General features: G+C 51.0%; 21 protein-coding genes. 7 read left to right on the top strand and 14 right to left on the bottom strand.

Annotation, left to right across the window (positions count from 1 at the left end):
- The 8 genes from AC27IB_RS17415 to AC27IB_RS17380 all read right to left on the bottom strand — a co-directional run.
- The coding region (locus AC27IB_RS17415; protein ID WP_487122529.1) for a benzoate/H(+) symporter BenE family transporter at positions 1-195 on the bottom strand (195 nt) is incomplete at its 3' end.
- Between the two features lie 95 nt (positions 196-290).
- On the bottom strand, positions 291-1070 hold the full coding sequence (locus AC27IB_RS17410; protein WP_487122527.1) for a 1,6-dihydroxycyclohexa-2,4-diene-1-carboxylate dehydrogenase: 780 nt from the start codon (positions 1068-1070) through the stop codon (positions 291-293).
- The gene (benC, locus tag AC27IB_RS17405; RefSeq protein WP_487122525.1) at positions 1067-2089 is read right to left on the bottom strand and encodes a benzoate 1,2-dioxygenase electron transfer component BenC; all 1023 of its coding nucleotides are present in this window, start codon (positions 2087-2089) and stop codon (positions 1067-1069) included. Before benC ends, AC27IB_RS17410 begins: the two co-directional genes overlap by 4 nt.
- A gap of 16 nt (positions 2090-2105) precedes the next feature.
- On the bottom strand, positions 2106-2588 hold the full coding sequence (gene benB, locus AC27IB_RS17400; RefSeq protein ID WP_487122523.1) for a benzoate 1,2-dioxygenase small subunit: 483 nt from the start codon (positions 2586-2588) through the stop codon (positions 2106-2108).
- A gap of 12 nt (positions 2589-2600) precedes the next feature.
- Positions 2601-3965: an SRPBCC family protein gene (locus tag AC27IB_RS17395; RefSeq protein ID WP_487122521.1), complete on the bottom strand. Its 1365-nt coding sequence runs from the start codon at positions 3963-3965 to the stop codon at positions 2601-2603.
- 26 nt (positions 3966-3991) lie between these two features.
- Positions 3992-4930: a catechol 1,2-dioxygenase gene (gene catA / locus AC27IB_RS17390; protein ID WP_487122519.1), complete on the bottom strand. Its 939-nt coding sequence runs from the start codon at positions 4928-4930 to the stop codon at positions 3992-3994.
- A 49-nt stretch (positions 4931-4979) separates the two neighbouring features.
- Positions 4980-5258 (bottom strand): muconolactone Delta-isomerase, encoded by a 279-nt coding sequence (gene catC, locus AC27IB_RS17385; RefSeq protein WP_123326132.1) that lies wholly within the window; start codon positions 5256-5258, stop codon positions 4980-4982.
- Between the two features lie 12 nt (positions 5259-5270).
- A complete protein-coding gene (locus tag AC27IB_RS17380; protein ID WP_487122517.1) occupies positions 5271-6383 on the bottom strand; it encodes a muconate/chloromuconate family cycloisomerase in 1113 nt (370 codons plus the stop codon).
- A gap of 105 nt (positions 6384-6488) precedes the next feature.
- Here AC27IB_RS17380 and AC27IB_RS17375 point away from each other — a divergent pair, with 105 nt between their 5' ends.
- Entirely contained in the window at positions 6489-7397 is a 909-nt protein-coding gene (locus AC27IB_RS17375; RefSeq protein ID WP_487122515.1) for a LysR family transcriptional regulator, read from the top strand.
- 65 nt (positions 7398-7462) lie between these two features.
- Here AC27IB_RS17375 and AC27IB_RS17370 read toward each other — a convergent pair whose 3' ends face one another.
- Entirely contained in the window at positions 7463-8242 is a 780-nt protein-coding gene (locus AC27IB_RS17370; RefSeq protein WP_487122513.1) for an IclR family transcriptional regulator domain-containing protein, read from the bottom strand.
- Positions 8243-8439: 197 nt separating this feature from the next.
- Between AC27IB_RS17370 and AC27IB_RS17365 the strand changes: the two genes are divergently transcribed.
- The 4 genes from AC27IB_RS17365 to AC27IB_RS17350 are packed head-to-tail and all read left to right on the top strand — an operon-like array spanning position 8440 to position 12073.
- Complete coding sequence (locus AC27IB_RS17365) at positions 8440-9255, top strand: CoA transferase subunit A (RefSeq protein ID WP_487122511.1); 816 nt, start codon at positions 8440-8442, stop codon at positions 9253-9255.
- On the top strand, positions 9252-10073 hold the full coding sequence (locus AC27IB_RS17360; protein ID WP_487122509.1) for a CoA-transferase subunit beta: 822 nt from the start codon (positions 9252-9254) through the stop codon (positions 10071-10073). The genes AC27IB_RS17365 and AC27IB_RS17360 overlap by 4 nt, the downstream gene beginning before the upstream one ends.
- Positions 10073-11275 carry a 3-oxoadipyl-CoA thiolase gene (pcaF, locus tag AC27IB_RS17355; RefSeq protein ID WP_487122507.1) on the top strand — a complete coding sequence of 401 codons (1203 nt, stop codon included), beginning with the start codon at positions 10073-10075 and terminating at the stop codon, positions 11273-11275. The genes AC27IB_RS17360 and pcaF overlap by 1 nt, the downstream gene beginning before the upstream one ends.
- A gap of 9 nt (positions 11276-11284) precedes the next feature.
- Positions 11285-12073 carry an alpha/beta fold hydrolase gene (locus tag AC27IB_RS17350; protein ID WP_487122505.1) on the top strand — a complete coding sequence of 263 codons (789 nt, stop codon included), beginning with the start codon at positions 11285-11287 and terminating at the stop codon, positions 12071-12073.
- 77 nt (positions 12074-12150) lie between these two features.
- On the opposite strand, the gene AC27IB_RS17345 is transcribed toward AC27IB_RS17350, so the two are convergent.
- The 5 genes from AC27IB_RS17345 to AC27IB_RS17325 form a co-directional block, all read right to left on the bottom strand.
- Positions 12151-14130, bottom strand: coding sequence for a class I adenylate cyclase domain-containing protein (locus AC27IB_RS17345; protein ID WP_487122503.1), 1980 nt, complete (start codon positions 14128-14130; stop codon positions 12151-12153).
- 267 nt (positions 14131-14397) lie between these two features.
- Positions 14398-16380: a di-heme-cytochrome C peroxidase gene (locus AC27IB_RS17340; RefSeq protein ID WP_487122501.1), complete on the bottom strand. Its 1983-nt coding sequence runs from the start codon at positions 16378-16380 to the stop codon at positions 14398-14400.
- A 30-nt stretch (positions 16381-16410) separates the two neighbouring features.
- Positions 16411-18735, bottom strand: coding sequence for a hypothetical protein (locus AC27IB_RS17335; protein ID WP_487122499.1), 2325 nt, complete (start codon positions 18733-18735; stop codon positions 16411-16413).
- Positions 18736-18975: 240 nt separating this feature from the next.
- Positions 18976-19977 carry a family 43 glycosylhydrolase gene (locus AC27IB_RS17330; RefSeq protein ID WP_487122497.1) on the bottom strand — a complete coding sequence of 334 codons (1002 nt, stop codon included), beginning with the start codon at positions 19975-19977 and terminating at the stop codon, positions 18976-18978.
- Positions 19978-20162: 185 nt separating this feature from the next.
- Complete coding sequence (locus AC27IB_RS17325; protein ID WP_487122495.1) at positions 20163-21269, bottom strand: adenosylhomocysteinase; 1107 nt, start codon at positions 21267-21269, stop codon at positions 20163-20165.
- 436 nt (positions 21270-21705) lie between these two features.
- On the opposite strand from AC27IB_RS17325, the gene AC27IB_RS17320 reads away from it, so the two are divergent.
- Both AC27IB_RS17320 and AC27IB_RS17315 read left to right on the top strand, forming a co-directional pair.
- Positions 21706-24171: a TonB-dependent receptor domain-containing protein gene (locus AC27IB_RS17320; RefSeq protein ID WP_487122493.1), complete on the top strand. Its 2466-nt coding sequence runs from the start codon at positions 21706-21708 to the stop codon at positions 24169-24171.
- A gap of 75 nt (positions 24172-24246) precedes the next feature.
- A complete protein-coding gene (locus AC27IB_RS17315) occupies positions 24247-25722 on the top strand; it encodes a 2OG-Fe(II) oxygenase family protein (RefSeq protein WP_487122491.1) in 1476 nt (491 codons plus the stop codon).
- Positions 25723-25731 lie beyond the last annotated feature (9 nt).

Here is a 25731-nt window from a genome sequence, read left to right as displayed (position 1 = left end):
ACCGCTGGCAATCGACATGCCCCAAATCCAGGAGATCAGCACCGCATCGCTTAACCCGGCCGCATCGGCAACCTGAAACAAGATCACTAACGGCCCGGCATAGCCCATGGTCGAAGCCAGTATACCGGCCACGGCCGCAGACAGTGACCAGTCCCCCATACCAGGCAGGGAGATTCGGTAGCGTGTTGGTTGCATATTAAGACCCCCAAAAAAATGCTGCGGAAACCAGAGAGCATGATTTATCCGCAGCATTTTAGGTTATGTAAAAAATCGAAGACAGCTCACGGCCACTAGCCGCAATCGCCTCCCGCCACAGGCAGGATCGTACCAGTAATATAGCTCGCCTCATCACTGGCCAGATACAAAATAGCCGAAGCCTGTTCATCCAGTGTGCCGTAACGGCCCATAAAACTGGTGTCTTTGGTTTGGTCAACAATTTGCTGATACCACACCTTCTCTTCGTCCGACTGGCTGCTTTCGTTGCGCGGTACAATGCGCTGCGGCGCTTCTGTACCGCCGGGCGCCGTAGCATTCACGCGAATGTTATATTCAGCGTACTCAAACGCCAGCGACACCGTTAAAGCATTCACGCCGCCTTTGGCCGCCGCATAAGGTACACGATTGACACCACGGGTTGCCACTGAAGACACATTGACGATTGCGCCACTGCCGCCCTCCAGCATCGCGGGCAGAGCCGCCCGGCAACACCACAGGGTTGGGAATAGCGAACGACGCACTTCCTTTTCAATTTCCTGCGGCTCGTAGTGCGCATAAGGTTTTGCCCAGATAGTCCCGCCCACATTATTGATTAGCTTATCTATGCGGCCAAAATGCTGCAGCGCGGCATCCATGGCATTTACTGCACCCTCGTAGGTTTCCAGATCTGCGTTAATAGCAATGGCGTCACAGCCGGATTTCACCAGCTCGGCGGCGATATCGTGGATATGCTCTGCCCGGTCGACCAGCGCCAGTTTAGCACCCTCGCTAGCCGCGCGCTGTGCCACGCGCAGGCCAATCCCCTGACCTGCGCCGGTAACCACCAGCACCTGATCATCAAAACGATGACTCATGCCGCTTCCTCTTTCGGCGTGCTGGGATTAAATTTTTCATAGTGAAATGAATGCGGCTCGGTGCCTGAGTCTTTAAAATACTGACGTACGGCATCCACCATCGGCGGCGGACCACATAAATAAGTATCCGCTTCGACCAGGGCAAAGGGCACTGCATCCATGTGGTCAGTCACGAAGCCCTGACGTTCATGGCCGCTTTCGCTGTTTACCACAACCGTAGCATAGCTGAACTGCGGTATGGTCTCGGCAAAGGCTTCCAGCGCATCCAGTTTGACCAGATCGCTGACATTAGTTACGCCGTACAGTAAAAATACCGGCTGCTGAAGACCCTCGGCCTGCATGTATTCCAGCATAGATAAGATGGGCGCCAGACCGGTACCACCGGCCAGCATCAGTACCGGCCGTTCAACCGCGCGCAGATAAAAGCTGCCTAGGGGACCGGTCACCGGCAGTTCGTCACCTTCAACCGCAGTATTACTCAGGTAGCTGCTCATTTTGCCGCCCGGTACATTGCGGATCAGAAAGCTTGCCTCAGCACTGCCTGGTAACGAGCTGAACGAGTAAGCGCGCGAGTCGTTATCGCCCGGGAAGCCAAGGTTTATGTACTGCCCTGGCAAAAACGCCAGGGGTTCAGACAGCTTCACATTCAGCTCAATGGTGGTATCCGACAGTGCCTGGACACCAGTAACGGTGCTGGTGATAGCCTGCGGGCCGGATGCACACAGCGAAGACGCCGCCGGGATATTGACCACCACATCCGACTCCGGCAACATCTGACAGGTCAGAATAATGCCGTCTTCAGCTTCATCGTCGGTCAGCGCCTCGTCGATATACTCATCGCCCAGGTCATACTTGCCCTGCCGACACGTGCCTTTGCACGTGCCGCAAACGCCATCGGAGCAATCCATTGGCAACTTCACCTGATGCCGGTAAGCGGCATCCAGTACGGTCTCGCCATCGTTGCAATCGATGACCCGGGTAACCCCGTCTTCAAAATTAAGTGCGACTTTAAAAGACATAGTAATACTCCCGCCTTTACAGGTGATAAACGTCGATAACCTGATTGATGTAATCGTTGTTCAGAACGATTTTCTTGCGCGTGATTACCGGTGATTCACCGCTTACATCCAGCGTACAGTGCGCGGTACCAAAAAACTGCGAGGTCTCGCGATAACGATGGCTCAGGGTATTAAAGTTGTAGCGAATTTCCATCACATCGCCCTGGTGACTTAAGATCTCCAGGTTCGAGTTCTGATGGGTAGTTCGTGGCTCTGGCATACTTGCACCGGAGCGCTCTGTCTTAATGCGATACACCCGATCTTCCAGACCATTGCGATTCGGATAGTAGATCAGCGAGATCTCTTTATGCGGATCAGCGGTCAGCTGATCGTCGTCATCCCAGGCTGGCATCCAGTATTCACACTTAGGGTGATAACAGCTTAACCACTCATCCCATTGACGATCGTCGAGCAAACGCGCTTCACGAAAAATAAATGCCTGTATTTCCTGATAAGTCATGATTACTGCCTCTTAGTCTTTCTGCACAACGGGGATCTGATTGGCTTTTTCCTGCTCAATGGCAGACAGCATTTCGTTTACCCAATGCTGATGGTGATGCACATACAGACCTTCATCTTCCGGCTTAATCCCGCTAGCCACGGTGTCCATGCCAACCGATTCAGCATACTTATCAGGGCCATTCAGCCAATGCGCAGCGCCACGGCTCATATCGTTCCAGCGCATCGCGCGGGCTTCGTAGCCCTGCTGACAACCACGGAACTCTTCAAGGTCGTCTGGCGTCCCCATGCCCGACACATTAAAGAAGTCTTCGTACTGACGCAGACGCTTCTGGCGGTTTTCGGCCGATTCGCTCTTAGGTGCAAAGCAGTAAATCGTCACTTCGGTTTTGTTTACCGAGATAGGTCGCAATACCCGGATCTGAGTGGAGAACTGATCCATGATATACACATTGGGATACAGACACAGGTTACGGGTCTGGTTCACAATGGTGTCGGCGCGGGCTTCACCCACTTCACCAATCAGTCGCTCAAACTCACTGAATACCGGACGAGCCGACGGGTTAGTCAGGCGTGTCCAAAGCATCATGTGGCCATTCTCAAAGGAGTAAAAGCCACCTTCGCCAGACCAGCTTTTGGCATCAACCGCTTCAGTTCCACCTTCGTCATAATTACGGTGGCTCATGGTCGACAGGTAGTTCCAGTGAACCGTGCCTACGTGGTAGCCATCGGCACCATTTTCGGCAGTCAGTTTCCAGTTACCCTCATAGGTGTAAGAGGAAGTACCGCGCAGTACTTCGATACCTTCCGGATCCTGGTCAACAATGTTATCGATGACTTTGGTGGTTTCGCCCAGGTAAGTTTCCAGCGGTAAGACGTCGGCATTTAAGCTGCCAAACAGGAAACCACGGTACGACTCAAAACGCGCTACGTGTTTCAGATCATGGGAACCGTCGGTGTTAAAGGTTTCCGGATAGCCGCCTTTTTTCTGGTCGCGGGCTTTGAGTAATTTACCTGAGTTATTAAATGTCCAGCCGTGGAACGGGCAGGTAAACGAGGTTTTGTTACCACGTTTACGGCGACACAAGGTAGCCCCACGGTGAGAGCAGGTATTCAGGATAGCGTTCAGCTCACCGTCTTTATTGCGGGTGATGACCACCGGCTGACGACCGATACTGGTGGTAAAATAGTCGCCCACTTGTGGGATCTGACTCTCGTGGGCCAGAAATACCCAGTTGCCTTCAAAGATATGTTTGAGCTCTAAATCAAACAGCTCCTGATCGGTAAAAATACTCCGATCGCAACGGTAGTGGCCTTTGGCCTCGTCGACTTCAACAGCACCGCGTAAGCGCTGCTCCAGTTGATCTAACTTTGTCATATTGATTCCCCTGAATGCGAGCAGGCTTAAGCCTGCTCCGCTGCTGCACGGGCACGAGCGTGCTTGGATTGCCTGTCATCGTCGCTGGTCGCTACCAGTGAAATGTTGAATTCCACGTCCAGGTAGTTGTCGCTAAAGCCCAACGCTTTTATGTTCTCACTGTCGGCCACTGTAGTAGCTTCCACTACCAGCTCGTCGCGGGTGGCAAAGGCAAAATCGTCGTAGGTGTATTCATCACCGGCCAGGTTGATTTGGGTCGTCAGGTGTTTAAAGCCCGGCTTCGACACAAAGTAATGGATATGGGCAGGACGGTTGCCGTGACGCCCCAGTGACTCCAGCACTTTCATGGTAGAACCGCCCGGAGGACAGCCGTAACCGCTGGGAACGATACTCTTGGCACGATAGCGGCCTTCAGCGTCGGTGCTGATCCGGCGGCGCAGATTGAACTCGCTCTGCGACGGGTCAAAATGGGAGTACGCTCCTTTGACATCGGCATGCCAGATATCCACGATGGCGCCCGCTACCGGTTGGCCGTTTTCATCAAGTACCTGACCGTGCAGCCACATTTCCTGACCTGGTGACTGACCGTCGTCCATGCGCGCTTCGCCTTCGGTTAACGGTGCGCCTTCAACGTACAGCGGCCCTTCGATGGTACGAGGTGTGCCGCCCAGTTCGCCGGCTGCCGCGTCTTTAGCGTCTTCACGAACATCCAGGAAATGGTCGAAGCCCAGACCCGGTGCCAGTAACACAGCTTCGCCGTTAGCGCCCAGTTCGTTAAGATAATTAACGCCTTGCCAAAACTCTTCCTGAGTAATATCAAGATCTTCAATCATGCGGTACACATCGGTTAAGAACCGGTGCATTATCTGTTTAGCCCGTGGGTTGCCACCTTCTTTGTCTAAACCAGCTGCTCGTTCGAGCAGTTTTTGTACGTGATCGGTGTTTAAGGTATTAGTTTTAGTCATAGTCGTTATCTCCGAACTACCGGCTGCGGTATTGCTTGCCTGTTATTGTTTATTTAATTGATGACGGATGCTGACACAGCGGTGTCACCGAAACGTTCATGTAGGGGTACAGCGGTAACGCCATCAGCACATCGTGCAGATGCTGGTTATCTCGCACCTCAAAAATGCTGACATTTGCGTATAAGCCGGCAACCCGCCAAAGGTGTACCCAAATCCCTTCGCGCTGCAGTTCCTCTGCATAGTTTTTTTCCTTGAGTTTGATCGCGTTGAATTCCTCTTCGCTCAGGTGAGACGGCGGGTTTACGGTCATTTCAACTTTAAATAGCATGCTTAATCCTTATTAGTTTTTGCGGGCGTATTCGCGCAGCTTGTCTTCGTCAAGCTCCACTCCGAGCCCCGGAGTGACAGGAATATCAACGCCAAATTCATGATAATTAAGAGGAGTTTTTACAATGTCGTCGCGCTGTAATAACGGGCCGAACATTTCTGTGCTGGCTTCGATGACTGGCAGGGTCGACCACGCATGCAGCGCGGCTACGGTACCAATGGTGCCTTCAAGTAAGGTGCCGCCGTACAGTCCTACACCCGCTGCAGAACACACTGCCGCCGCATCCAGCGCACCAAATAAGCCACCGGCTTTGCCTATTTTCAGCGCCACCGAACCGGTGAAGCCGCGGGCTGCCAAATCGAAGCAATCGGCGCTGTCGGCTACCGATTCATCAGCCATCACGCCAATATTGAATTTGTTCGCCAGTCTTACCAGGCTGGCGTAATCTTTTGCCGGCGTAGGCTGTTCTACCCAATCGATACCGGCTTCCTGCAGTGCTGCCATCCCCAGCGCAGCTTGCGACTCTGTCCACGCCTGATTGACATCTACACGGATACTGACCGAGTCACCTAAAGCGGCTTTGATGGCGGCAACGTGAGCGACATCGTCACCCACACTGCGCGAGCCAATTTTGAGTTTGAAAATGTTGTGGCGACGCTCAGCAATCATCTTCTTGGCTTCGTAAATGTCTTTGTCGGTATTACCCGACGCCAGCACCCACAAGCACGGTAAGTGGTCATGACAGGCACCGCCGAGCAGGCTTGAAACCGGTACGCCAAGTTGCTGACCGCGTAAATCGAGCAGCGCAGTTTGCACCGCCGATTTAGCCAGACCATTGCCACGAAACAGCGTATTCAACTGGTTCATCAGCGCTCTGGAATTGTCGGCAGACTTACCTTTAAGGTAAGGCGCGAAGTAACTGTCGATGTTGGTTTTGATACTTTCCGGGCTCTCGGGCCCGTAAGCCAAACCACCAATGGTGGTGCCTTCGCCAATGCCCTGACGGCCTTCGCTGTCGGTGATGCGGACAATCACCATGGATTGCACAGCCATGGAAGTCATCGACAACTTGTGCGGTCGTATCGTTGGAATATCGACGATGTAAGTTTGAATTTGTGTTATCATTTCGCTTGTTAAATTTGTGTTGCCATAAAATATCTGGATGTAAACCTACCTGCATTTTTTATTAACAACCAATATTGATTTAGTTGGGACTGATACCCGGGAGGTATGGTGGAGTTACGACACCTGCGTTACTTCTGTGCCGTTGCAGAAGCAAAAAATATGACTCGTGCAGCCGAGAAACTGTTTATGGCCCAACCGCCATTAACAAGGCAGATCAAGCAGTTAGAAGAGGAAATGGGCGTTGATTTATTTGAGCGCCAGGCTCGCGGGATCACGCTCACCAAGGCAGGTGAACACTTTTGGAAGCAGGCCCAACTAATACTCGAAAAGTTAGAATCAAGCATTGAGGAAACCCAGCGTATTCATACCGGCGAGAAACGCCTGTTTCGAATTGGCTTCGTGCCGTCGGTATTTTATGGTCAGTTACCGCTGCTGATCAGACGGCTGCGACAAACCACCCGGGCCGAGGTTGAACTGCACGAACTGAAAACCGGCGAGCAGGTAGAGGCGCTAAAGGCTGGCAGACTGGACATCGGTTTTGGCCGGGTGCTAATGCCCAGTGCCGATGAGGATGTTACGCAAACGTTACTGTTTCGTGAGCCTATGCTGGCGGCTTTACCTATCAATCATCCTCTGGCCGGCTCAAGGTTGTCGATGGCGCAACTTGCCGAGCTGCCACTGATACTTTATCCGGCAGGCCCGCCGCCGACCTTTGCCAATATCTGCCGCGATCTGTTCACCAGCCGGGGACTAAAAGTAAAGGTTGCTCAACAGGTAAATGATATTCAGACCGCGCTCGGCCTGGTTGCCTCAGAAATGGGCTTTACCCTGGTGCCGGAGCAGGTAAAGCGAATGAATCGCGACGGCGTTGCGTTTGTTTCTTTAGAAGAAGAAGGCATTACCAGCCCGGTGATCTGCAGTCAGCGGGCCGAGGCATCAGATGAAATGATGACCGCCGCCATGACCATTGTGAATGAGTTAGTGCAAAACCGCATCGATGGAAAATACCCCTGATATCACAGGGTCTGCCCGGTACACAGAGTAGCCGGGCGAGTGTTTGTTATTGTGTATAAATTTACTTAGCGGGTATCGGCGCGAATATTCTGTGCCGCCTGCTGCAATACCGGTAAGCACTCGTTAGTCAGGGTTTCAAGACTGACCCGCGAGGCATTGGTACTCACGTTCATTGCCCCAATCAAACCGTCCTTGCCGCTGAACACCGGCACCGCTACTGAGCGCAGTCCCTCTTCCAGTTCCTGATCAACAATGTTGTAGCCCTGCTCGCGAGTGACATCTAACACCTCTTTGAGTGCTTCAGGGGTGGTAACACTGCGGCGGGTATGGGCTGTCAGCTGTGCTTCACTGAGCCAGACTTTTTGCTCCGCACTGTCGAGCCAGGCCGCCAGTACCCGTCCCATGGAGGTATAAGGCGCAGGCAAGCGAGTGCCGGTGGTGATGTTAATTGACATCAGCCGGTGTGAGGCTGGCGAACGGGCAACATAAACCACGTACTGGCCGTCGAGTTTTCCCAGCGACGCAGACTCGCCAAGACTCAGCGTGATGTCTTTCAGGTAATGCTCCACCACGGCCAGATAGTTATTGCTGGCGGTATACGCCTGCCCCAGCGTCAGTACTTTAGGAGTGAGCGCAAACACCCTGCCGTCGCGGCGGATAAAGCCCAGGGCATGCAGCGTGAGTAGAAAGCGACGCGCCTTGGCGCGGTCGATGTTCATCCGCTCGGCAACCTGGGTCAGTGTCATCTGCTGATGCTCGGCGTCGAAAGCCGCCAGTACTTCCAGTCCGGTTGCCAGGGCGCTTATATAATCCCTGTGATCAGGGAGGATTTTGTCATCACTCATGGTGTCATTCTCATTTTTGTCTGCGCAATTATTTCTTATTCCGCTGTTAAGTACCAGTTCTCTATTTTTTTCAGCCACATAATCGGAAAAAGCCCCCGCGCTGCGCATTTTTTTAACAATTTATTCTTGACCAGCACGGAACAGATCATTTATTTTGTTTGCATTGTGAATTTTAATTCGTATAGCGAACTTTTATTATGGCAGTTTTTACTACTCTTTCACAAGCCATTGCAGATGGTGTGCGCGACGGGCATACCATTGCACTTGAAGGCTTTACTCATTTAATCCCTTTTGTTGCAGGCCACGAGATCATTCGTCAGCAACGCCGCAATCTGACCCTTATCCGCATGACCCCGGATCTGATTTACGATCAGCTGGTTGGCGCAGGATGTGTCAGTAAGCTGGTATTTTCCTGGGGCGGCAACCCGGGTGTGGGCTCGTTGCACCGTGTTCGCGATGCCATTGAACACAGCTACCCCCGTCCTCTTGAGATTGAGGAGCACAGCCATGCAGCAATGGCTAACGCCTACGAGGCCGGCGCTTCAGGCCTGCCCATGGCGGTATTTCGTGGTTATGTCGGCAGCGACTTAAAAGACGTCAACCCGAACATTAAAGCAATTTTTTGCCCGTTCACCGGCGAAGAGCTCGCGGCAGTACCGGCCATCAAGCCGGATATCGGCATCATCCATGCGCAAAAAGCCGACAAAGCTGGCAACGTGCTGCTGGAAGGTATTGTTGGCGTACAAAAAGAAGTAGCGCTGTCTTCCCGCCACTGCATTGTCACCGTTGAAGAAATTGTTGATGACCTAGGCGCCAGCCCGAACAGCTGCGTTCTGCCTGCCTGGTCAGTCGATGCCATTGCCACCGTTCCCGGCGGCGCATCCCCGTCTTATGCCCAGGGCTACTATCCGCGCAATAACAGCTATTACAAAGAGTGGGACGGCATTAGCCGTAGCCGCGAAAGCTTTAACAAATGGCTGGATGAACAAATATTTAACGGAGACGCACTATGAGTACAGAGCAATATAGCGCCGCTGAAATGATGACCATTACCGCCGCCCGTGCGCTGCATAACGGCTCGACCTGCTTTGTTGGCATTGGCCTGCCCAGCGAGGCGGCCAACCTGGCGCGGCTGACCCACGCACCGGACATCACCTTAATTTACGAGTCAGGCACAATTGAAACCAAACCCCGCGTACTGCCTTTATCCATTGGTGACGGTGAGCTGTGTGAATCGGCCTTAACCACCGTTTCTGTGCCGGAAATGTTTCGTTACTGGCTGCAAGGTGGCCATATTGATGTTGGCTTTTTAGGCACGGCGCAAATTGACCGTTACGCCAACCTCAATACCACTGTTATCGCAGCGAATCACCCGGCCGACGGTGCCGACGGCGCGCACAGTTATGCTAATCCGAAAGTACGCTTGCCGGGTGGCGGTGGCGCACCGGAAATATCGACCAATGCAAAAGAGGTGATTGTCACCCTTAAACATTCGGTACGAACCTTTGTGAAAGACGTGGACTTTGTCACCACGCTGGGCTTTGGCCGTGATGGCCAGGCGCGACGAGGCAGAAACACCATCGGCAAAGGGCCGGTTATGGTGATCACTGACTTATGTATTCTGCGCCCGGAGCCTGAAACCAACGAGCTGATTGTGGTGAGTTTGCATCCTGGCGTAACCAGAGAACAGGTCACCGAGGCAACCGGCTGGGACGTACGTTTTGCCGATACCTTGCAAACTACCGATCTGCCGGGCCAACGAGAAATTGAAGTATTGCGGGAACTTAAACGGGTTACCGCCGAAGCTCACAATAAAACGGAGAGCGCGTAATGAATGTATATCTTTGTCATCCAAGACGTTCAGCAATTGGTCGCTATGGCGGCGCACTGGCACCGATTCGACCCGATGATCTGTTAGCCCAGGTTATTAAGGCGGTACTGGTACAGTGCCCGGACCTGCCTGCTGACGCCATTGATGATGCCTTTTTTGGTTGTGCCAACCAGGCCGGTGAGGATAACCGTAACGTAGCCAGAATGGCTACACTGCTGGCCGGACTGCCCCATTCGGTACCAGCCACAACCATTAACCGCCTGTGCGGTTCCGGCATGGATGCCGTAGGCCTGGCTTATCGCAGTATTGTGACGGGCGATGCCGATCTGATTTTAGCCGGTGGTGTTGAATCCATGTCCCGGGCGCCTTTTGTCATGGGTAAATCCAGCGGGCCGTACGATCGCAGCCAGAAGCTGGAAGATACCACCATGGGCTGGCGCTTCATTAACCCGGCACTAAAAAACCAATATGGTACCGAGACGATGCCTGAAACCGCAGAGAATGTGGCAGAACGTTATGGTATCAGTCGTGAGGCCCAGGATGTGTTTGCCAGTCAGTCACAGCAAAAAGCCGCCGCCGCTCAGGAATCCGGGCGTTTTGCTAAAGAAATCGCGCCGGTAAGCTATCAGCCACGAAAAGGCGATCCGGTAATCATCGATAAAGATGAACACCTGCGCCCGCAAACCACGCTGGAAGCGCTGGCAAAACTGAAAGCGCCCTTCCGGGAAAATGGTAGTGTGACCGCGGGGAATGCCTCGGGCATCAACGATGGTGCGGCGGCGATGCTGGTCGCCAGTGAAAGCGCGGTGAAACGCTACAATCTGGTGCCTGTTGCGCAAATCAAAGGCATGGCCACCGCCGGAGTTGAACCGTCGGTAATGGGCATTGGCCCGGTACCGGCAGTGCAGAAATTACTTGCTAAACAGCAGCTAAGCCTTGACGATATCGGCATAATAGAACTAAACGAAGCGTTTGCCGCACAAGCGCTTGGTTGTATGCAGGAGCTGGGACTGAGCGCTGATGACAGTCGCGTAAACCCCAACGGCGGCGCTATCGCTCTGGGCCATCCGCTGGGCATGTCTGGTGCACGCTTACTGCAAACGGCGGCGCTGCAGTTTGAACAGTCATCTGCCGATTACGCGTTATGCAGTATGTGCATTGGCGTGGGTCAGGGCATCGCCACACTTTTAAAACGGGTTTAGGACATCGTTATGCCAGTATCAACGAAACAAGGTATTCACTACCAGTTTATCGACAATCCAACCAAACCCACGGTGGTATTAGCCCATCCCCTGGGCATGAATATGCATGTGTGGGATTACCTGGTGCCCGACCTGACCACCAATTTCAGTATTCTGCGCTTTGACTTAGCCGGTCACGGTGGGAGCAAACCATACAGTGCTGACACCACCAGCCTTAAAGACTCGCGACTGGTTGATGATCTGCTGCAGCTTTGTGATGAGCTGGGCATATCTACCTTTCATTTTGTGGGAACCTCCATTGGCGGCATGTTAGGCCAGCAGCTATTAGCGTCGGCCAGCGAGCGCCTGCTTAGCGCCACGTTAACTAACACGGGTATGAAAATTGGTAGCCGGGAAGGCTGGCTGGACCGCCAGGCTAAAGTGATGCAGGAAAGCCTGAGCACACTGGCTCCGGGCCTGGTAACCCGTTGGTTCAGCCCACAAAGTACAGAACGTTACCCTAACCTGCTGTCTCAGTGGGCGTCCCTGCTAGCCAATACCGACGATCATTCCTACGGATTGTTATGTGCATGGTTGGGGGAACAGGATATGAGCGAGTCGCTGACAGCTACCGACATTCCGGTTCTACTGGTTGCCGGTGAAGATGATGTGGCAACCCCAACTTCAGATCTTATCGCACTGGGTAAAGCACTCAACAAACCTGTTGCCGAGCTTAAACAAACCGGCCATGTGCCTTCGCTGGAGTCGAGTCGCGAATTTACCCAGTTGGTGCGTGATCACCTGACTTCCGTTAATTAACTTCGCAGTGATAAAAGCGATATGTGAGCCCGGGCAGCATTGCTAAAGCCCGGGTAAGCTTTTTTTTGCACTCGCAACTACCAGTAGTTGAGCAACTCAAAGTCCTGCTCTGCGGCATCGATGAAAGCCTGATAAATCCGTTTGCGCTGCGAACTTTCCGGCACAAAAATGTAGCAAGGCGGGCGGGGAACGGACTCCTGTAACTCAAACCACAGTTTATCCAGTGAGTCTTTCCCCGGGACCACATACGTTTCGCCCCAGGTAGTAGTGTAAATCACGGTTACCTCTTCAACCGAGGGTTTAAGCCGGCTCGAGGTGAAATTAACCACCGCCATACAGGCTTTGATTTGCATCGGGCTTAACAGGGCTTCCCGTGGAATGGCATTAACCCGCACCGGCCCAAAGATATTGCCAAAATGCTTAATCAGGGCATGGATGTCACTGTCGGTCACCGGATCGGTATCATAATCGAGTAATACCGTGGTGCTAATGTCTATAACCCGGTTACAAACACACCATAAAATCAGTCGGACCGGCGACTCAGCTACGCTGATCCGGGCTTTTTCCTGGTTCTTACCCAGCACGCCGAGCTGATCGTCATAATAGGCTGCCCAGACCTGCTGACCATTTTTACGACGATGCTGTTTAATGGTAATGACCGGGCAAAAAACCTTGTCATCAAAACCGATGCGTAAAAACTCCAGCTTATGCTCTTTCTTGGAATAAAAGGTGTCGAGACGACGACCAAGAACAGCCATATCTTCCCGGCTCACCGACTGATTATCCATTTGTAACTGGGCCGACATTCGCCGGTAGCAGTAAATTAAAAAGCGGTGAATTTTACGGCTCAACTGCACTAATTCGGTAAGCGTCCAGTTATGGGAATTATCCAGATGGCGGATCTGACTTTTGGTCCAGCCCCATTCTTTTACTAAGCCAGCAATAATGCGCCGTTTAAAGGTAATATCACTCTCTGCCACGGGCTGACTGAGCTGACAGTTACACTTAATATAAAGGCACTGCTGCAACAGCAACACGGTTTCCGGCTCATTGACCGCCTGGTAATGACTCAACAGCTGATCAAACATCAGTGCATAGGGGTCGATATTGGCCACATTGCCTGGCGCATCATCACCATGGTGTACCCGTTTTTTCAGCAGATTACACAATGGCTGTTCGTGCTCCAGGTTTTCCAGAAAAACCTCCAGCTTGGCCATTTTCAATACAGACTTAAAAGGCGAATCTATGGCTTTACCCAACTGCCAGATGGCGGCACCAAACAACTCCTTGATATCAAGCTTGTCGAGATGGCCCAGATCCATAAACCAGTTGGGATCCGGCGAGCCGCCCTCCTCCAGTGCGTTCAACAGCGAATAATACTGCTGCTCAGTGGTGGCATCGGGCGTTAACCACCAGAAAGGCGCCTTGCCGGCCACCACGATATTGGTAGTATAAAACTCCGATTTTAAGAACACCGCCTGCGCCGACCCTGCGCTTTCACCTTCAGCCACACCAAAATCGTTGTTGCGGACTTTTTCTATATCCGACAGGAAAAAATGCACTTCAATGTCGTAGCAGCTCATCGCCCAGTCTTCAACAGCACTTAATTTGCGCTGCATGGCATCCAGCGAGGCACCGCTCAGCTTATTGCCATCCACGCAAACCCAGTAATCAAAGTCAGATTTTTCCGATTGGGCAATGGTGCCAATGCTACCCATTAATACCAGTGCATCGATGGCTCGCTGGCGGGGCCAGACAGACTTGATGTCGTCAAATAAGTCTTGATGCTGAGGAAAAACAGTAAACAACGCGTCTTTTATTTCGTCACGAAAACTAAAGTTATTCAGGCCAAAGAACAGCTCAGCTTCCGCCTCCACAAAGCCGGGCAGGTCAGGATGATTTACGTGCAGTAAAAAGGGAATGACATGAAATAACGGCCGGCGCTCTGGCGGCAATAACGCCTGCGCCCGCTCGATACGGGCCTTGTTATAACGAAGTACCCGCAACAACCGAATTGTCAGGTTTTGCTGAATTGTAAGCGATGGCTGTGAACTCATTGCACCACATTTATCCTTAAATACTCGTTAAAGGATAGTCATTTTATTTCAGTCTGCTAAGACTCTGTCAATATTGTGCAGGAAAGCCTGATAGTTACCCATCACACTCCTCTGATTACAACAAAGACAACCGCTGCTCCTCACCGTCATGACACTTTAACGAAATCAAACGTTGTTGAAATACGCTTGCCACATAATGTACCGGTTAATACTCATTTCCCCCAGCATTAGATGCAATTAAAACCGGGTTTATTCAACACCGCTGCGCTAGAGCGTTTTAAGATACTCTATCAGCGCATACTTTTGTTCTTCTTGCAGCTCGGGCCCTACTATTCCCTGCTTGCCAGACGCCTTGTCGGCAAACCAGTGGCCGCTCTGTTTATTCCCGCTCTGCCGGGTATCCAGCAAAAAGTAGCCATGCTGATAATCGGGCGTCATGGCGTGCTCAACCGTTGCAAACTTAGCGGTAAAATTACTCACCAACTCACTTTGTAACACACCCAGTTTCTCGGCATCAAACTGCTGTCCCCCCAACATCACAAAGTCGGGACGCTCGGTACTCAGTAGATCGTAAATAGTAGCCACTGCCCCATTATGCAGAAAAGGCGCCGTGGCCCAGATACCATTGAGCGGCCTTGCTTTATAGCCCGCCCCCACTTGCAAACAATTTGGCCGTGCGCCCTCCATTTGCCTTTGCCGCGGTTTAGAAATGTAGCTTTGTTTAAACCACTGCTGATTTGTACGTTCAACAAATGCGCCCAGTGCCAACCCGAAATTTGCCGTTGCGCTGTCGTTTAACGGCACATAGGCTAATTTTGCAGGCCCGTCAGCAGTAACCTGTACCGGCGTACAAACCTCGGTTGCCAGATTTAAGCCGGTAGTATCGACAGTACGTGTTTCCAGTACCCTGGCCTGGGCGGGATCGGTGCCAATGTGCTGCAACGGAATAATATGCAACGTCAGATAAGGTGCCTGGGTGGACATTTCGGTGTTGAGATACTGGTAGCGGATGGGTTGCCAGTAGCGGTCTTCCCAGAAAGCCGCCGAGTCGACGGACGGTAAGTGACACCCCTGACACAGTCGCTGATAGAGCTTTTCGCCTTGTTGCGCCCGAGCGATGTCGATTGCCGGAAAGCTATCGGGCCAGTCTGGCGCCCGCAGGCCATTAAACTGGTTGCCATTAAGTTTCGGGTTGGTGCCACCGAGCCAGTCTTCCATCTCCACCAGGCTTTGGTAGTTCACCGACGATGCAAAACGCTGGTTTTTCGGTCCGGTAGTATCAACATAAGCACTCACACCCAGCGCCTCGCCGGCATTTCGAATTAAAGGCTGCATAATAGAGCCATCATACTGCACCCAGTTAAACCAGGAGGTAGTCCAGATATGCGGATAATTAACCGGAGCATTAATAGGAGAGTAATTGGCGGGTCGCGACATATCCTTATTGAAAACCTGATTTCCTATCCGGTTTAAGGCATCCAGGCGTGTAAAGCCTTCAGTTACCTCAATGGTGTCGCTACTTTTTGCCAACAGTGCAATAGTGGCATTGAGGTCGTCTTTAAGCTGATTGCGCGTAACAATGTTGTCGTTGCTGCCCAAAACCCGGCGGGCAAACCGGTCAAAGCGGCCGTTGAGAATATTGACCTTGCCAGATAACACCGTTTGGCCCAGCGCCGCACCCAAAGACCGGGTAAATAACCCCAAATCGGTGGAAGCAGGTGCCCCATCAATCACGTATCGTTTATTGTTATAAGTTAACTGGCCGGTGTGGCAGGCAGCACAGGTAAAGCCGGCTGCCGTAGCTTTACGGTTAATGCCTGCAAAATAAATACTCTCGGTTTTGGCGATCCCAACCGGCAGGCCTTCCGGGTTATACGCCGAGGGCGACTGTGCAATAAAACCATGGCGTAACAGGTACTCGCCGGTTAACAACGGCTCCTCACCAAAAAACAACCACCAGGGGTTGGATTTAGGCGCTTCCAGGGCAATCAGCCACGCGTAAGGAACCGGAATGGTCGCCGTGCCCTGAGAAGCGTGATGAAACCACTCGGACGACTTATCCTGCCAGCCCGAAGGGTTAAGGAACTCCGTCTCCAACGATTGGTAGGCAGGTAATTCAGGCGGCGTAAGCGCGTATTTAATACTATCGATGGCGTTACTGATTTTAAAAGCAAAGTACAACACAACGATTGACACAATAATGATGGTGCCTAGAGACCACTTAAATCTGAATATTGAGCTGCCTGACATGCCCGTTTTCCTTCTGGTGAATAACTGGTGTTAAAGTCGCTTTTCGATCGCTTTACAGATAGGGCTGTCACCGCGGTACTCCTGCTTCGGAAACAGTAAAATCTGGCACAACATATCTTCTTTGGATTCTTTTGACAGCCACCACCCTAACGGCGGCTCAATAGTGGTAGTACCGGGTTCGTCTTTGAGTTTTTGGTAATAAACGGCAATCAGCGGCGAGTTTTCCGGCAACATGGAGACCAGCACGGAATCGCTTTGCAGCAGCCCCAGCATGGCCTGAACGTTAGGATGGCGCTTCTGGTAGGCAATCAATTCAGCCAGCTTGGTATTTGCCAGCCCTCCCCTGATTTCAATAAGGGCCTGAATTGGGCTAAGCAATTCATGGCCAAAAATGCTGCGGGTTCCGGCCGAGATATTCGGCTCACTAATATCAAATACGCTGCGGGAATTATGCTGACGGTATTTATCTATAAGAATGTCATTTTTGAGGATCACCGGAATGGGTACATAGACGGTTTGCCATTCTTGGGTATTAATATCAACCGGCGGCAGTAACTCCTCCATTACATCCAGTAAGGTGGCCGCACCGTAGTTATCGAAGTATCCGGCGTCGGCAGTATGAAACTTCTCAGCGCGAGGCGCTTCGACGTTTAGAGTGCCGGTGGGGGTAACGTAAGGAAACCTTGCTGAATTAACCGCGACTGTGCTTAAACGCATATCCAACACAGGCGGTTCCGTGTTGCTGGTGACCCACTCTTTCGGCTTTGCTGAGTTAATAAATAAGTTGGTATCAAGTTTGTTATTAAAGACCTCGCCTTTAATCGGAAACGGGGCATAAACCGACATTAACCCGGTTTCCTGTATGGTGGATGTGCCCAGCAATAACGGCGTCCACTGGCCGTTACCGTAAAAGCTTTTATAGCCTAAACCCAAAGTCGAAACTGCCTCGCCCGTTCCATCATCCACCTTACCGTACACCTCGGCAAATCCCTTTTCAAAAGACTGTTCCAGGTAGGTGGCGCGATCTTTTTTGTAAACCGGTATAGGAGCAGGAAGAAAGGAATACAGCAAATCATTAAACATAAATGAGGTGGCCACTGACGACAGGTAGTCTTTACCCACCGCGTTACTCAAAAAGCAGGTATCAGCAGCCCCTGAGAGATCGGCACTGAGGGACGGGTCCAGATCTTCCAGTATGCAGTCAGTCCCCGGTGATGACACCTGTTTACTGGCAAAGTAAAAAGCATTGCCCACCGAACCGCCCGACGCCCCGCTTAATAGAAACAGATTATTACTGAATCCCGGCAACAGTTTTTCCAGACGGTTTAACGCCAGCACAGTCCAGTAGGAAGCGCGCAGTCCGCCGCCCTGGGACCCCACCAGAAACACCGGCACATAGGTGATTTTATTCACCTCATCGATAAACTGAATTTTGCTGGCATCACTGTTTTTAAAGTTGTCAAAGGCTACCGTCAGTGATTCTACCGGGTACAATAATGTGCCCTTGGGCGCTGCCATAAATCGCACCTGATGATTATCGGAAGTGGGCAATATTCCGGCCACGAAGGGGATCAGAATAATCGGAATTAGCACCGGATAAGGTTTGCTGAAGGCGTGTTTCAGCCACTGAATGGCAAAGCGGCGAATAGCATAATTAAGCGTATCAAACATAAAGTACGCGGTGAGCACAAAGCCAAACAACATGCTGGCCAGCCCCCACCAAATGAGATTCAAACCATTAAACAACGTAATAAACACAGACTGAAAAAAGATTGCGCCAAAGGCACTCACCGCAAACAGCCCGAGCAGGATCCAGAACCACCTTTGGGTGCTCAAGGCATGGGAATCTTTAGGCCGTTTAACTAAAAAGAGGAGTACCAACGAAGTACTTAACACGGCCAACAACGCAACCCACCAGAACGCGCTCGACACGGCATAGACAATAGCCCCCAGTGGTGGCATAGCCGACAAATAGCGTGGCAACTGAATCCCCCAGCGGCCGGCATAATAATGTTGCCGGCTCGCCTCATGTTTATGCAGAATATACCTCAGCAGTGAAACGCAAACGCCCTGCTGTACTTCATAGCTTTTGATATCAAAAATAAGTCGGAGCGTAAGCCACACCACCAGCGAAAAATACACACTGGCAAAGACGTACAGCAGTGAATAACCAAACTCATCCACACCATACCCATTGGTTTGCTGGATCATGTCCTGGATTTGGCCGACGCCGAAGAAAAACGCCCAGATCAGCACCACAAAAACAAAATGAAAGCCGCTGGCTTTAACGCTGGTGTAAAAGTCAGACCATGAGGTACTTTGGGGGCTGGAGAGCCCGTTTTCAGAGGTAGCCATGTCACTTTCCTTGTTTGTCGGATATCAGCCGAAACCGTCACCAACAACAATCAGCGGTCAAAGGAAACCGAAGAACATGGCGTTTATTTAATCACATCGCTTAAGAGTATAGCGTTTTTGAGGAATTGTCACCGACCGTCAGCTTACCTTCGCTTTGCAGACATGTCCGCTGGATAGCCACCTTGTATCGAAGGTAAAAAAGAAGACCGCCGCTGACTAAAGCGGCGGGCATAGCGCGGTTTAGTATAGTTCGAACACGGGTTTACCCGCGGCATCAAACTTAACTTCCATTACACGAGCGTGACGGTTGGGATCGTACAAGGGATCCCGTTTGATTTCTTCCAGCGGCCGGGTATCGGTTTTCGGCACCACCAACGGGTCGCCGACGGCGTGCTCATAATCCCGGGCATGATAAACACATAATGGCGTGACATCATCTTCGGCTACGGTGAAACAGTTATGGCCGGGGCCAAAGATTTTCTTGTCGTAATCGGTTTGCAGTACCGGCATGCGGGTTTTGGTCCACGAATTACGATCCAGCAGATCGGCGTTCTCATCGGCTTCCATATAGCCCATGCAGTAGCAGGCGCCGGTGGCACTGGCCGAAAAAGCAATGAATATCTTACCATTGTGCTTTAACACGGCCGGGCCTTCGTTTACCCAGAAATCAACCCGCTCCCAATCGTAATCAGGCGTAGTTAACATAAACTGGACAGTCTTCAACTTAATGGGCGATTCCATTTCAGCCAGGTACAAGTTGGATGCGGCGAATTGTCCGCCGGTTTTCTCGGCCCAACAAAAATAACGTTTGCCGTTATTTTCAAAAACAGTTGCGTCAAGGGAGAAGTCGATAAAGGATTTTTCATCGCCATCGGCCGCTTGCATCATGCCTAATTCGACCCACTCGTCGTTGAGAGGGTCCTGCCCCTGACATTCAAGTACATAAGGCCGCAATGCCCAAATGTCATCTTCCTGACTGGCGGCAAAATAGACATACCATTTGCCATCGAGGTAATGTATCTCAGGCGCCCAGATATGGCGGCTCATAGGGCCACTGTCGTGTTTAAACCACACATCAAATGTTGCGGCGTCCTGTAAGCCTTCAATGGTCTCAGACTTTCTCAACTCAATGCGATCGTAAGTGGGCACTGAGCCGGTAAAATAGTAAAAACCGTCGCTGTGTTTGTACACAAAAGGGTCGGCACGCTGGGCCACTAACGGGTCATTTGTTTTTGCTGTCATCGTTATTTTCTCAGGTTAAATCCAGGCATTTGTCATACAAATGAATTTCAGCGCCAAAGATAACACTTTTTTTACCGGTAACGCTAGGGTTGGCTTTACCGACGGGGGCAGAAAATAGGTTTAGGAATAAACGAGAAAAAGATCAGAACCAGAAGAGGTGTTTGCCCCTTCTGGTAACAGCGTTATCAGAGCGCGCGCTTCCAGGCATCCTCAGGCAGTAAATACAGCCCTTTTTCTGCTGATGCTCCTTCGCCAACGATGTGGCCAATCCCAGCCGCCATTACCGCTAGGGTTACATCAAAGGCATTCAAGCTGTCGCCATAGCCGGCAGTAAGGTTAAACATGGAACCGTCAGCCAGTAAGAACAGTGTTTTGTTGCCCAGCTGGTAAGCATTAACATAGGGCATGGGCTCACTGTGAGAAGCATTCTGTTTAAGGTAGGGCACATCGATTTCCTGCGCGACATGGCCCACGTTTAAAATAAAGGTTCCGTCTTTCATATTATCAAGATGCGTTGCACTCACTACCCCATAAGCACCGGTGGCAGTGGCAATTACATCTGCCGTTTTCACCGCCTCACTCAAATCGACCACCGGCCAGCCATCATATTTTGCCTGCAGCGCACGCGCCGGATCCAGTTCCGCAACCTGTACCTGCGCGCCGAAGGCTTTGGCCGAAGCAGCGACTCCCTGCCCCACTAAGCCATAACCAATCACCACAACCACCTTTTCGTGCAACGTCAGATGCGTGGTTTGGAAAAAGGTTTGCCAGGCGCTCAGCCCCACCATGTGGCGGTTATGCAGCCCTTCTTTTACCGGCAGGTCATCCCAGTTAAAAATGGGATAACGGGGTGTAACATTGCCCAACCGGTTAATCCCTGAGCCGGTTGCTTCGAGGCCGGCAATGATATCTGGTTGAAGATTACCTTCGTGTAAGCGTGTAGTCAGGTCGGCGCCCATTTCGCACAAATGGGTTGGTCCCCAGGCCAGTGCCTTATCAAATGAGTCAGACCAGTCCTTATCACTCATATCACGCCAGGCATGGGCGACCGCGCCTTTGCTAACCAGGTGCGACACCACATCATCCTGCACGGTAGTGGGGTTGCAGGTAGTCAGAAACACTTCACAACCCGCATCGAGTAAACCGGCCACCAGTGGTGCCATTTTTAAATCCAGATGCATATTGCAGGCGAGTTTTACGCCCTTTAAATCGGGTAAAGCACTGATTGCAGCGCGAGTGCGCGGCATATGGAGCGTGGCCCAGGCCAGTTCAGCTTGAAAATTTTGATACATAGAGACAACAACTTTAAGAAAACTCAGATAGTAAGTGTTAGTGGTATAACGCAACAAGAGGTCAATCGTAAAGTATTTTTATGGTTGCCAAAAACAAGGGAAACACATTTACCCAAAAGTTGAAGAAAACCTCCCACCAGTAACAATCATCGCGATTTTACACTGCCAGAATCGTGTTATGAATTTATCGAAATGACACAAACTTGTAACAACATCAAAAAATTTTACCAATACAAACAATCGGTTAAATATCGAACACAAAAATAGAACGTTAATTTAGTAAAAATCGATAACAAAAACTTTACAAAGGAAAACGTTTTCACTAATATTTACCCAAGCTTAATCGATTAAGCTACGAATAAAGTTGCCTGCGAAGTTTCCCCTGGCACACAGACAACTTTTGAGGCTTAGGGTTTGTTACAGAGAGAAAACGTAAATGACCACATCAATAAAACCAATATTTCCCAAGACTAGACTGGCCGCCGCCATTACTTCAGTAATGATTGGTGTAAGTTTCTCCGCCGTCGCGGCTGATGAAACCACAGCACCTGAAGAGGATGCCTTTGAAACCATCGTAGTAACCGGTACGGTAGGCGGACGCTCACAAATTGAGTCGGCCATCGCGGTAACCAGTATTGATGATGAAGTGATTCAAAATTTTAAACCCAACTCAGAGGTTGAGTTATTCCGTTTGATACCTGGTATCCAGGCAAACGGCGGCAACGGCCCAGGCGGTAACGCCAATATTGCGGTTCGAGGATTACCTGTGGCAACTGGTGGTTCACCATTTGTGCAAATTCAGGAAGATGGTCTGCCTACTGTCTTATTTGGGGATATGCAGTTTGGTAACAATGACTACTGGACACGATTTGATGCTTCAACGGCTCGGGTTGAATCTGTTCGTGGTGGCACCGCGGCAACCTTCGCTTCACAAGCGCCCGGGGCAATTATCAACTATATTTCCCATATTGGTGATGTGGAAGGCGGCTACGTCGGCCTTTCTACCGGTATTGGTTATGACGAAAAACGCGTAGATTTTCGCTATGGTGGTTCAGCCTCAGATTCGGTGATCTATCACGTTGGCGGCTACATGAAAACAGGTCGTGGCCCGCTGGACGACGGCTTCAATACTTCTGAAAGTATGCAACTTAAAGCCAACCTGACCAAATACCTTGAAGATGATGAGAGCTACGTGCGTTTTTATCTGAAAGCTGCCGATACACAAGAGCCTTTCTATACCGGCTCACTGGCTTATGCCAACGTCAGTGGTAACAAGATCTCTGACGTCAGACCCTATCCGGGCATGGATGGTCGCTCAGCTTCCAACTTCTCCACCCTCAACCAGAGCTTTCTGATTGTCAATAATGAAGGCGCGGTTGAACGGGTCAATATGTCAGGTATTACCACCGAAGCACTGGCACTGGGCAACGAAGTTCACTATGTCATGGAAAATGACATTATAGTGGATAACAAAATGCGCTGGACCGACATGAGCGGTGCCTTTACCGAACCGTTCCATGGCCCGGGTATGACATCGAACGTGATGGGATCTACTGTCAATGGCTCTGTGGTGGATGCTATACGTTATGCTAACGGACCGATGGCTGGTGAGATGTACAACAAGCCTTATATTGATACCAACACCAATGTTCGTACTGATATTAATGACGTTGGCAGCTTTGTAAATGACCTGACAATATCCAAAGAGTTTGCACTCGACGGCGCTACGCTTAGTGCCCGTGCCGGCTATTTCTATATGAACCAGAAAATCGCGATGGACTGGCATACTAACCGCAACTTCCGCGAAGCGGGCAGCGACAACCCAGCTCAGTTGGATTTATTCGATGCCGCCGGAAACCAGTTAACCGCGAACGGTCTGGCTGGATTTAACGACAACTGGGGTGATTGTTGTGCACGTGTGTACGACCTGGAATACACCAATACAGCACCTTATGTCGCGCTGGAATTAGAATTCGACGAGTTTATTGTCGACGGTAGTGTACGTCGCGATACCATTGATGCGTCAGGTTATACCGTGCAATCGAGTGGCGAAGCATTCGACACGGTTATCGACGGCGTGCCAATCCCGACCCTGATGGCAGATGGTAAAGAAGAATATCCTGACTATTCTGAAAGCTATACCTCATACACCTTCGGTGGTTTGTACAAATTTAATGAAGACACCAGCTTCTTTGTGCGCACCTCAAAAGGTAACCGCTTCAATTCAGACCGCCAAACGGTGAGTGGTAAAATTCAGCCCGATGGTTCATTAACCCGCGCCGGGCGAGTGGCCGCTGTGGATGAAGTTAATCAGCATGAAATTGGTGTAAAGAACCGTGGTGACCTTGGTGAAACTGACTACACCGTTGAGTTTACCTTGCTTAAAGGTGACTTTACCCAAAGTAACTATGAGCCCACCTCAACGCCGGCATGTCCTAACGGCGGCTGTATTCTGGATAACGAATACCGCACCGTAGGCTTTGAGTTTTACGGCACATTACGCTGGGATGCCTTATCGGTAATCGCTAACGCCACCTATACCGATGCAGAACAAAAGCCTAACGGCGGAAGCTGGGGTCCGGCTAACGATATTCCGGAACTGACTTATGCCGTAACGTCTTCCTATGAGATTTCAGACCAAATCAGAGTGGGTCTGAATATGTCAGGTCAGTACGGAAACCGCAACGGTGCCGGTGTTGAAACCGAAAACAAACCTATCTTCGGCGGCAGTATCGCTTATCGTCCCACGGCCAACCTTGAGTTTGCCATCATCGGGCAAAACCTCACCGATGAATTTGCGTTACGCGGTTTAAGTGGTGTAGTGGATGCCGATAACGGTGTGATATCTGCCCAACCCGCGTTAGGCAGAAACGTAAGCGCATCCGTGAGACTATTATTCTAATGCCAGAATATTCGCTATAGTCGATAAGCAGGTGGCCGTAATGCCACCTGCTTTTTTCGATCTGCGGGAGGAAAATTGACCAGGTCAGTAAAATCTTTGCTCGCAGGAGGGCAAACACACCAGGCAATAGCGCTGCTCAGTAATAAGCTAGAGAGCAATCAGGCCAGTGAGGCAGAGTGCCTGCTGCTTGGTCAGCTACAATTCGAGGAGCAACTGGTACCAGAATCAATCGCTGCATTTGAAGCGTTTTTAACCCACCAGCCAGAAAATACCGACGCCTTATTAGCGCTGGCACAAAGTCAGCTGCTAGCCGGTTTCAATGCAACAGACACCTTCAGTAACATTACCCGACTCGCCCCCACCTTACAAAAAGCCTGGCACGGCTATGCGCTGGCAATGGCTTCGCAAGGAGAGACGGGGCAGGCACACCGCTTTCTGCTTGCCAAACTGCAAGTTCACTCTGACTGGCTGGAAGGTCATAAACTCCTCTCCACACTGCAATACATTAACGGGCAGTCAGAAACGTTTTTGAACAGCTTTGAACACGCCATTAGCGAGCACCCCAAACATGCCGCCCTTCATCAGAGCTACTTCAACTTATTAATGCAGCACAAAGACTGGGATACTGCACAGCAGCTCATTCAAAGCATGCGTAAACAGTCGTCCCTGGCCGGTTTTGCCACAATGGCCAGTATTATTCTTGCAATTGAATCAGGCCAGACAAACAACTTGAATGCGTTGTTAAAACAAGGCCAGCATATAGATGATGCTGCACTGGATCTTGCCCTGGTACGATATTTCCTAAAACAGCAGCAGTTTCAAATGGCGGAAGCGATCGCCATACGCAGAGTCGCAAAATCCTCAGCGCTGGTCTTCATCCCTTACTTGTCTCTTATCTGGCGGCTGTCTGGCAGCCCCTATTATGAGTGGCTCGAGCATCATCATGAGCTGGTTAAATCGATGCCTGTACAGTTGAACGAAGACGAACTCACTGAACTAAGGCAGTGCCTGCAAACATTACATTCCTCACAATCACCATTTATAGAGCAGTCGGTCAGAGGCGGCACACAAACCGACCAGCACCTGTTTTTGCGCCACGAGCCTATCTTACGAACCTTGCGCGACAGGCTTAAAAGCACTGTCAGCAGCTACGTAGCGCAACTACCGCAAAACAATGAGCCAACTCACCCACTGCTAGGTAAATCCAGAGCAGCGGCGCTTGAGGGTAAGATTAAATTCTCTGGCAGTTGGTCGGTAAAATTACGCCGTCAGGGATATAATGTCAGCCACACTCACCCCAAAGGGTGGATTAGTTCGGCACTGCATTTACAGCTTCCTGAAATAAGCTCTTCCAATGCTGCGGATGCAGGCTTTATCCAGTTTGGTACACCGCCACCTGAGTTAAAGCTTAACTTACCGCCTGTTTTAAAAATTAAACCTGTTGTGGGTAACGTGGTGCTGTTTCCTTCCACGATGTGGCACTCCACAGTTCCCTTTGATGAAGGTGAGCGCCTGGTCGTTGCTTTCGACGTGCAATCGCCCGGCAGTTAAAAGAAGACA

This window comes from Alteromonas sp. 4NH20-0104, from assembly GCF_057547795.1.
Note: the sequence above shows the minus strand (reverse complement) of the source record. Positions and strands in the feature narration are given on the sequence as shown.

Bases quoted from the DNA above. Each gene is read 5' to 3' on its own strand.
- catA (WP_487122519.1), bottom strand. From the start codon at position 4,930: ATGACTAAAACTAATACCTTAAACACCGATCACGTACAAAAACTGCTC.
- AC27IB_RS17380 (WP_487122517.1), bottom strand. From the start codon at position 6,383: ATGATAACACAAATTCAAACTTACATCGTCGATATTCCAACGATACGA.
- AC27IB_RS17370 (WP_487122513.1), bottom strand. From the start codon at position 8,242: ATGAGTGATGACAAAATCCTCCCTGATCACAGGGATTATATAAGCGCC.
- AC27IB_RS17350 (WP_487122505.1), top strand. From the start codon at position 11,285: ATGCCAGTATCAACGAAACAAGGTATTCACTACCAGTTTATCGACAAT.
- AC27IB_RS17345 (WP_487122503.1), bottom strand. From the start codon at position 14,130: ATGAGTTCACAGCCATCGCTTACAATTCAGCAAAACCTGACAATTCGG.
- AC27IB_RS17410 (WP_487122527.1), bottom strand. From the start codon at position 1,070: ATGAGTCATCGTTTTGATGATCAGGTGCTGGTGGTTACCGGCGCAGGT.
- AC27IB_RS17365 (WP_487122511.1), top strand. From the start codon at position 8,440: ATGGCAGTTTTTACTACTCTTTCACAAGCCATTGCAGATGGTGTGCGC.
- benC (WP_487122525.1), bottom strand. From the start codon at position 2,089: ATGTCTTTTAAAGTCGCACTTAATTTTGAAGACGGGGTTACCCGGGTC.
- AC27IB_RS17320 (WP_487122493.1), top strand. From the start codon at position 21,706: ATGACCACATCAATAAAACCAATATTTCCCAAGACTAGACTGGCCGCC.
- AC27IB_RS17340 (WP_487122501.1), bottom strand. From the start codon at position 16,380: ATGTCAGGCAGCTCAATATTCAGATTTAAGTGGTCTCTAGGCACCATC.
- pcaF (WP_487122507.1), top strand. From the start codon at position 10,073: ATGAATGTATATCTTTGTCATCCAAGACGTTCAGCAATTGGTCGCTAT.
- benB (WP_487122523.1), bottom strand. From the start codon at position 2,588: ATGACTTATCAGGAAATACAGGCATTTATTTTTCGTGAAGCGCGTTTG.
- AC27IB_RS17375 (WP_487122515.1), top strand. From the start codon at position 6,489: ATGGTGGAGTTACGACACCTGCGTTACTTCTGTGCCGTTGCAGAAGCA.
- AC27IB_RS17395 (WP_487122521.1), bottom strand. From the start codon at position 3,965: ATGACAAAGTTAGATCAACTGGAGCAGCGCTTACGCGGTGCTGTTGAA.
- AC27IB_RS17330 (WP_487122497.1), bottom strand. From the start codon at position 19,977: ATGACAGCAAAAACAAATGACCCGTTAGTGGCCCAGCGTGCCGACCCT.
- AC27IB_RS17335 (WP_487122499.1), bottom strand. From the start codon at position 18,735: ATGGCTACCTCTGAAAACGGGCTCTCCAGCCCCCAAAGTACCTCATGG.
- AC27IB_RS17360 (WP_487122509.1), top strand. From the start codon at position 9,252: ATGAGTACAGAGCAATATAGCGCCGCTGAAATGATGACCATTACCGCC.
- catC (WP_123326132.1), bottom strand. From the start codon at position 5,258: ATGCTATTTAAAGTTGAAATGACCGTAAACCCGCCGTCTCACCTGAGC.
- AC27IB_RS17325 (WP_487122495.1), bottom strand. From the start codon at position 21,269: ATGTATCAAAATTTTCAAGCTGAACTGGCCTGGGCCACGCTCCATATG.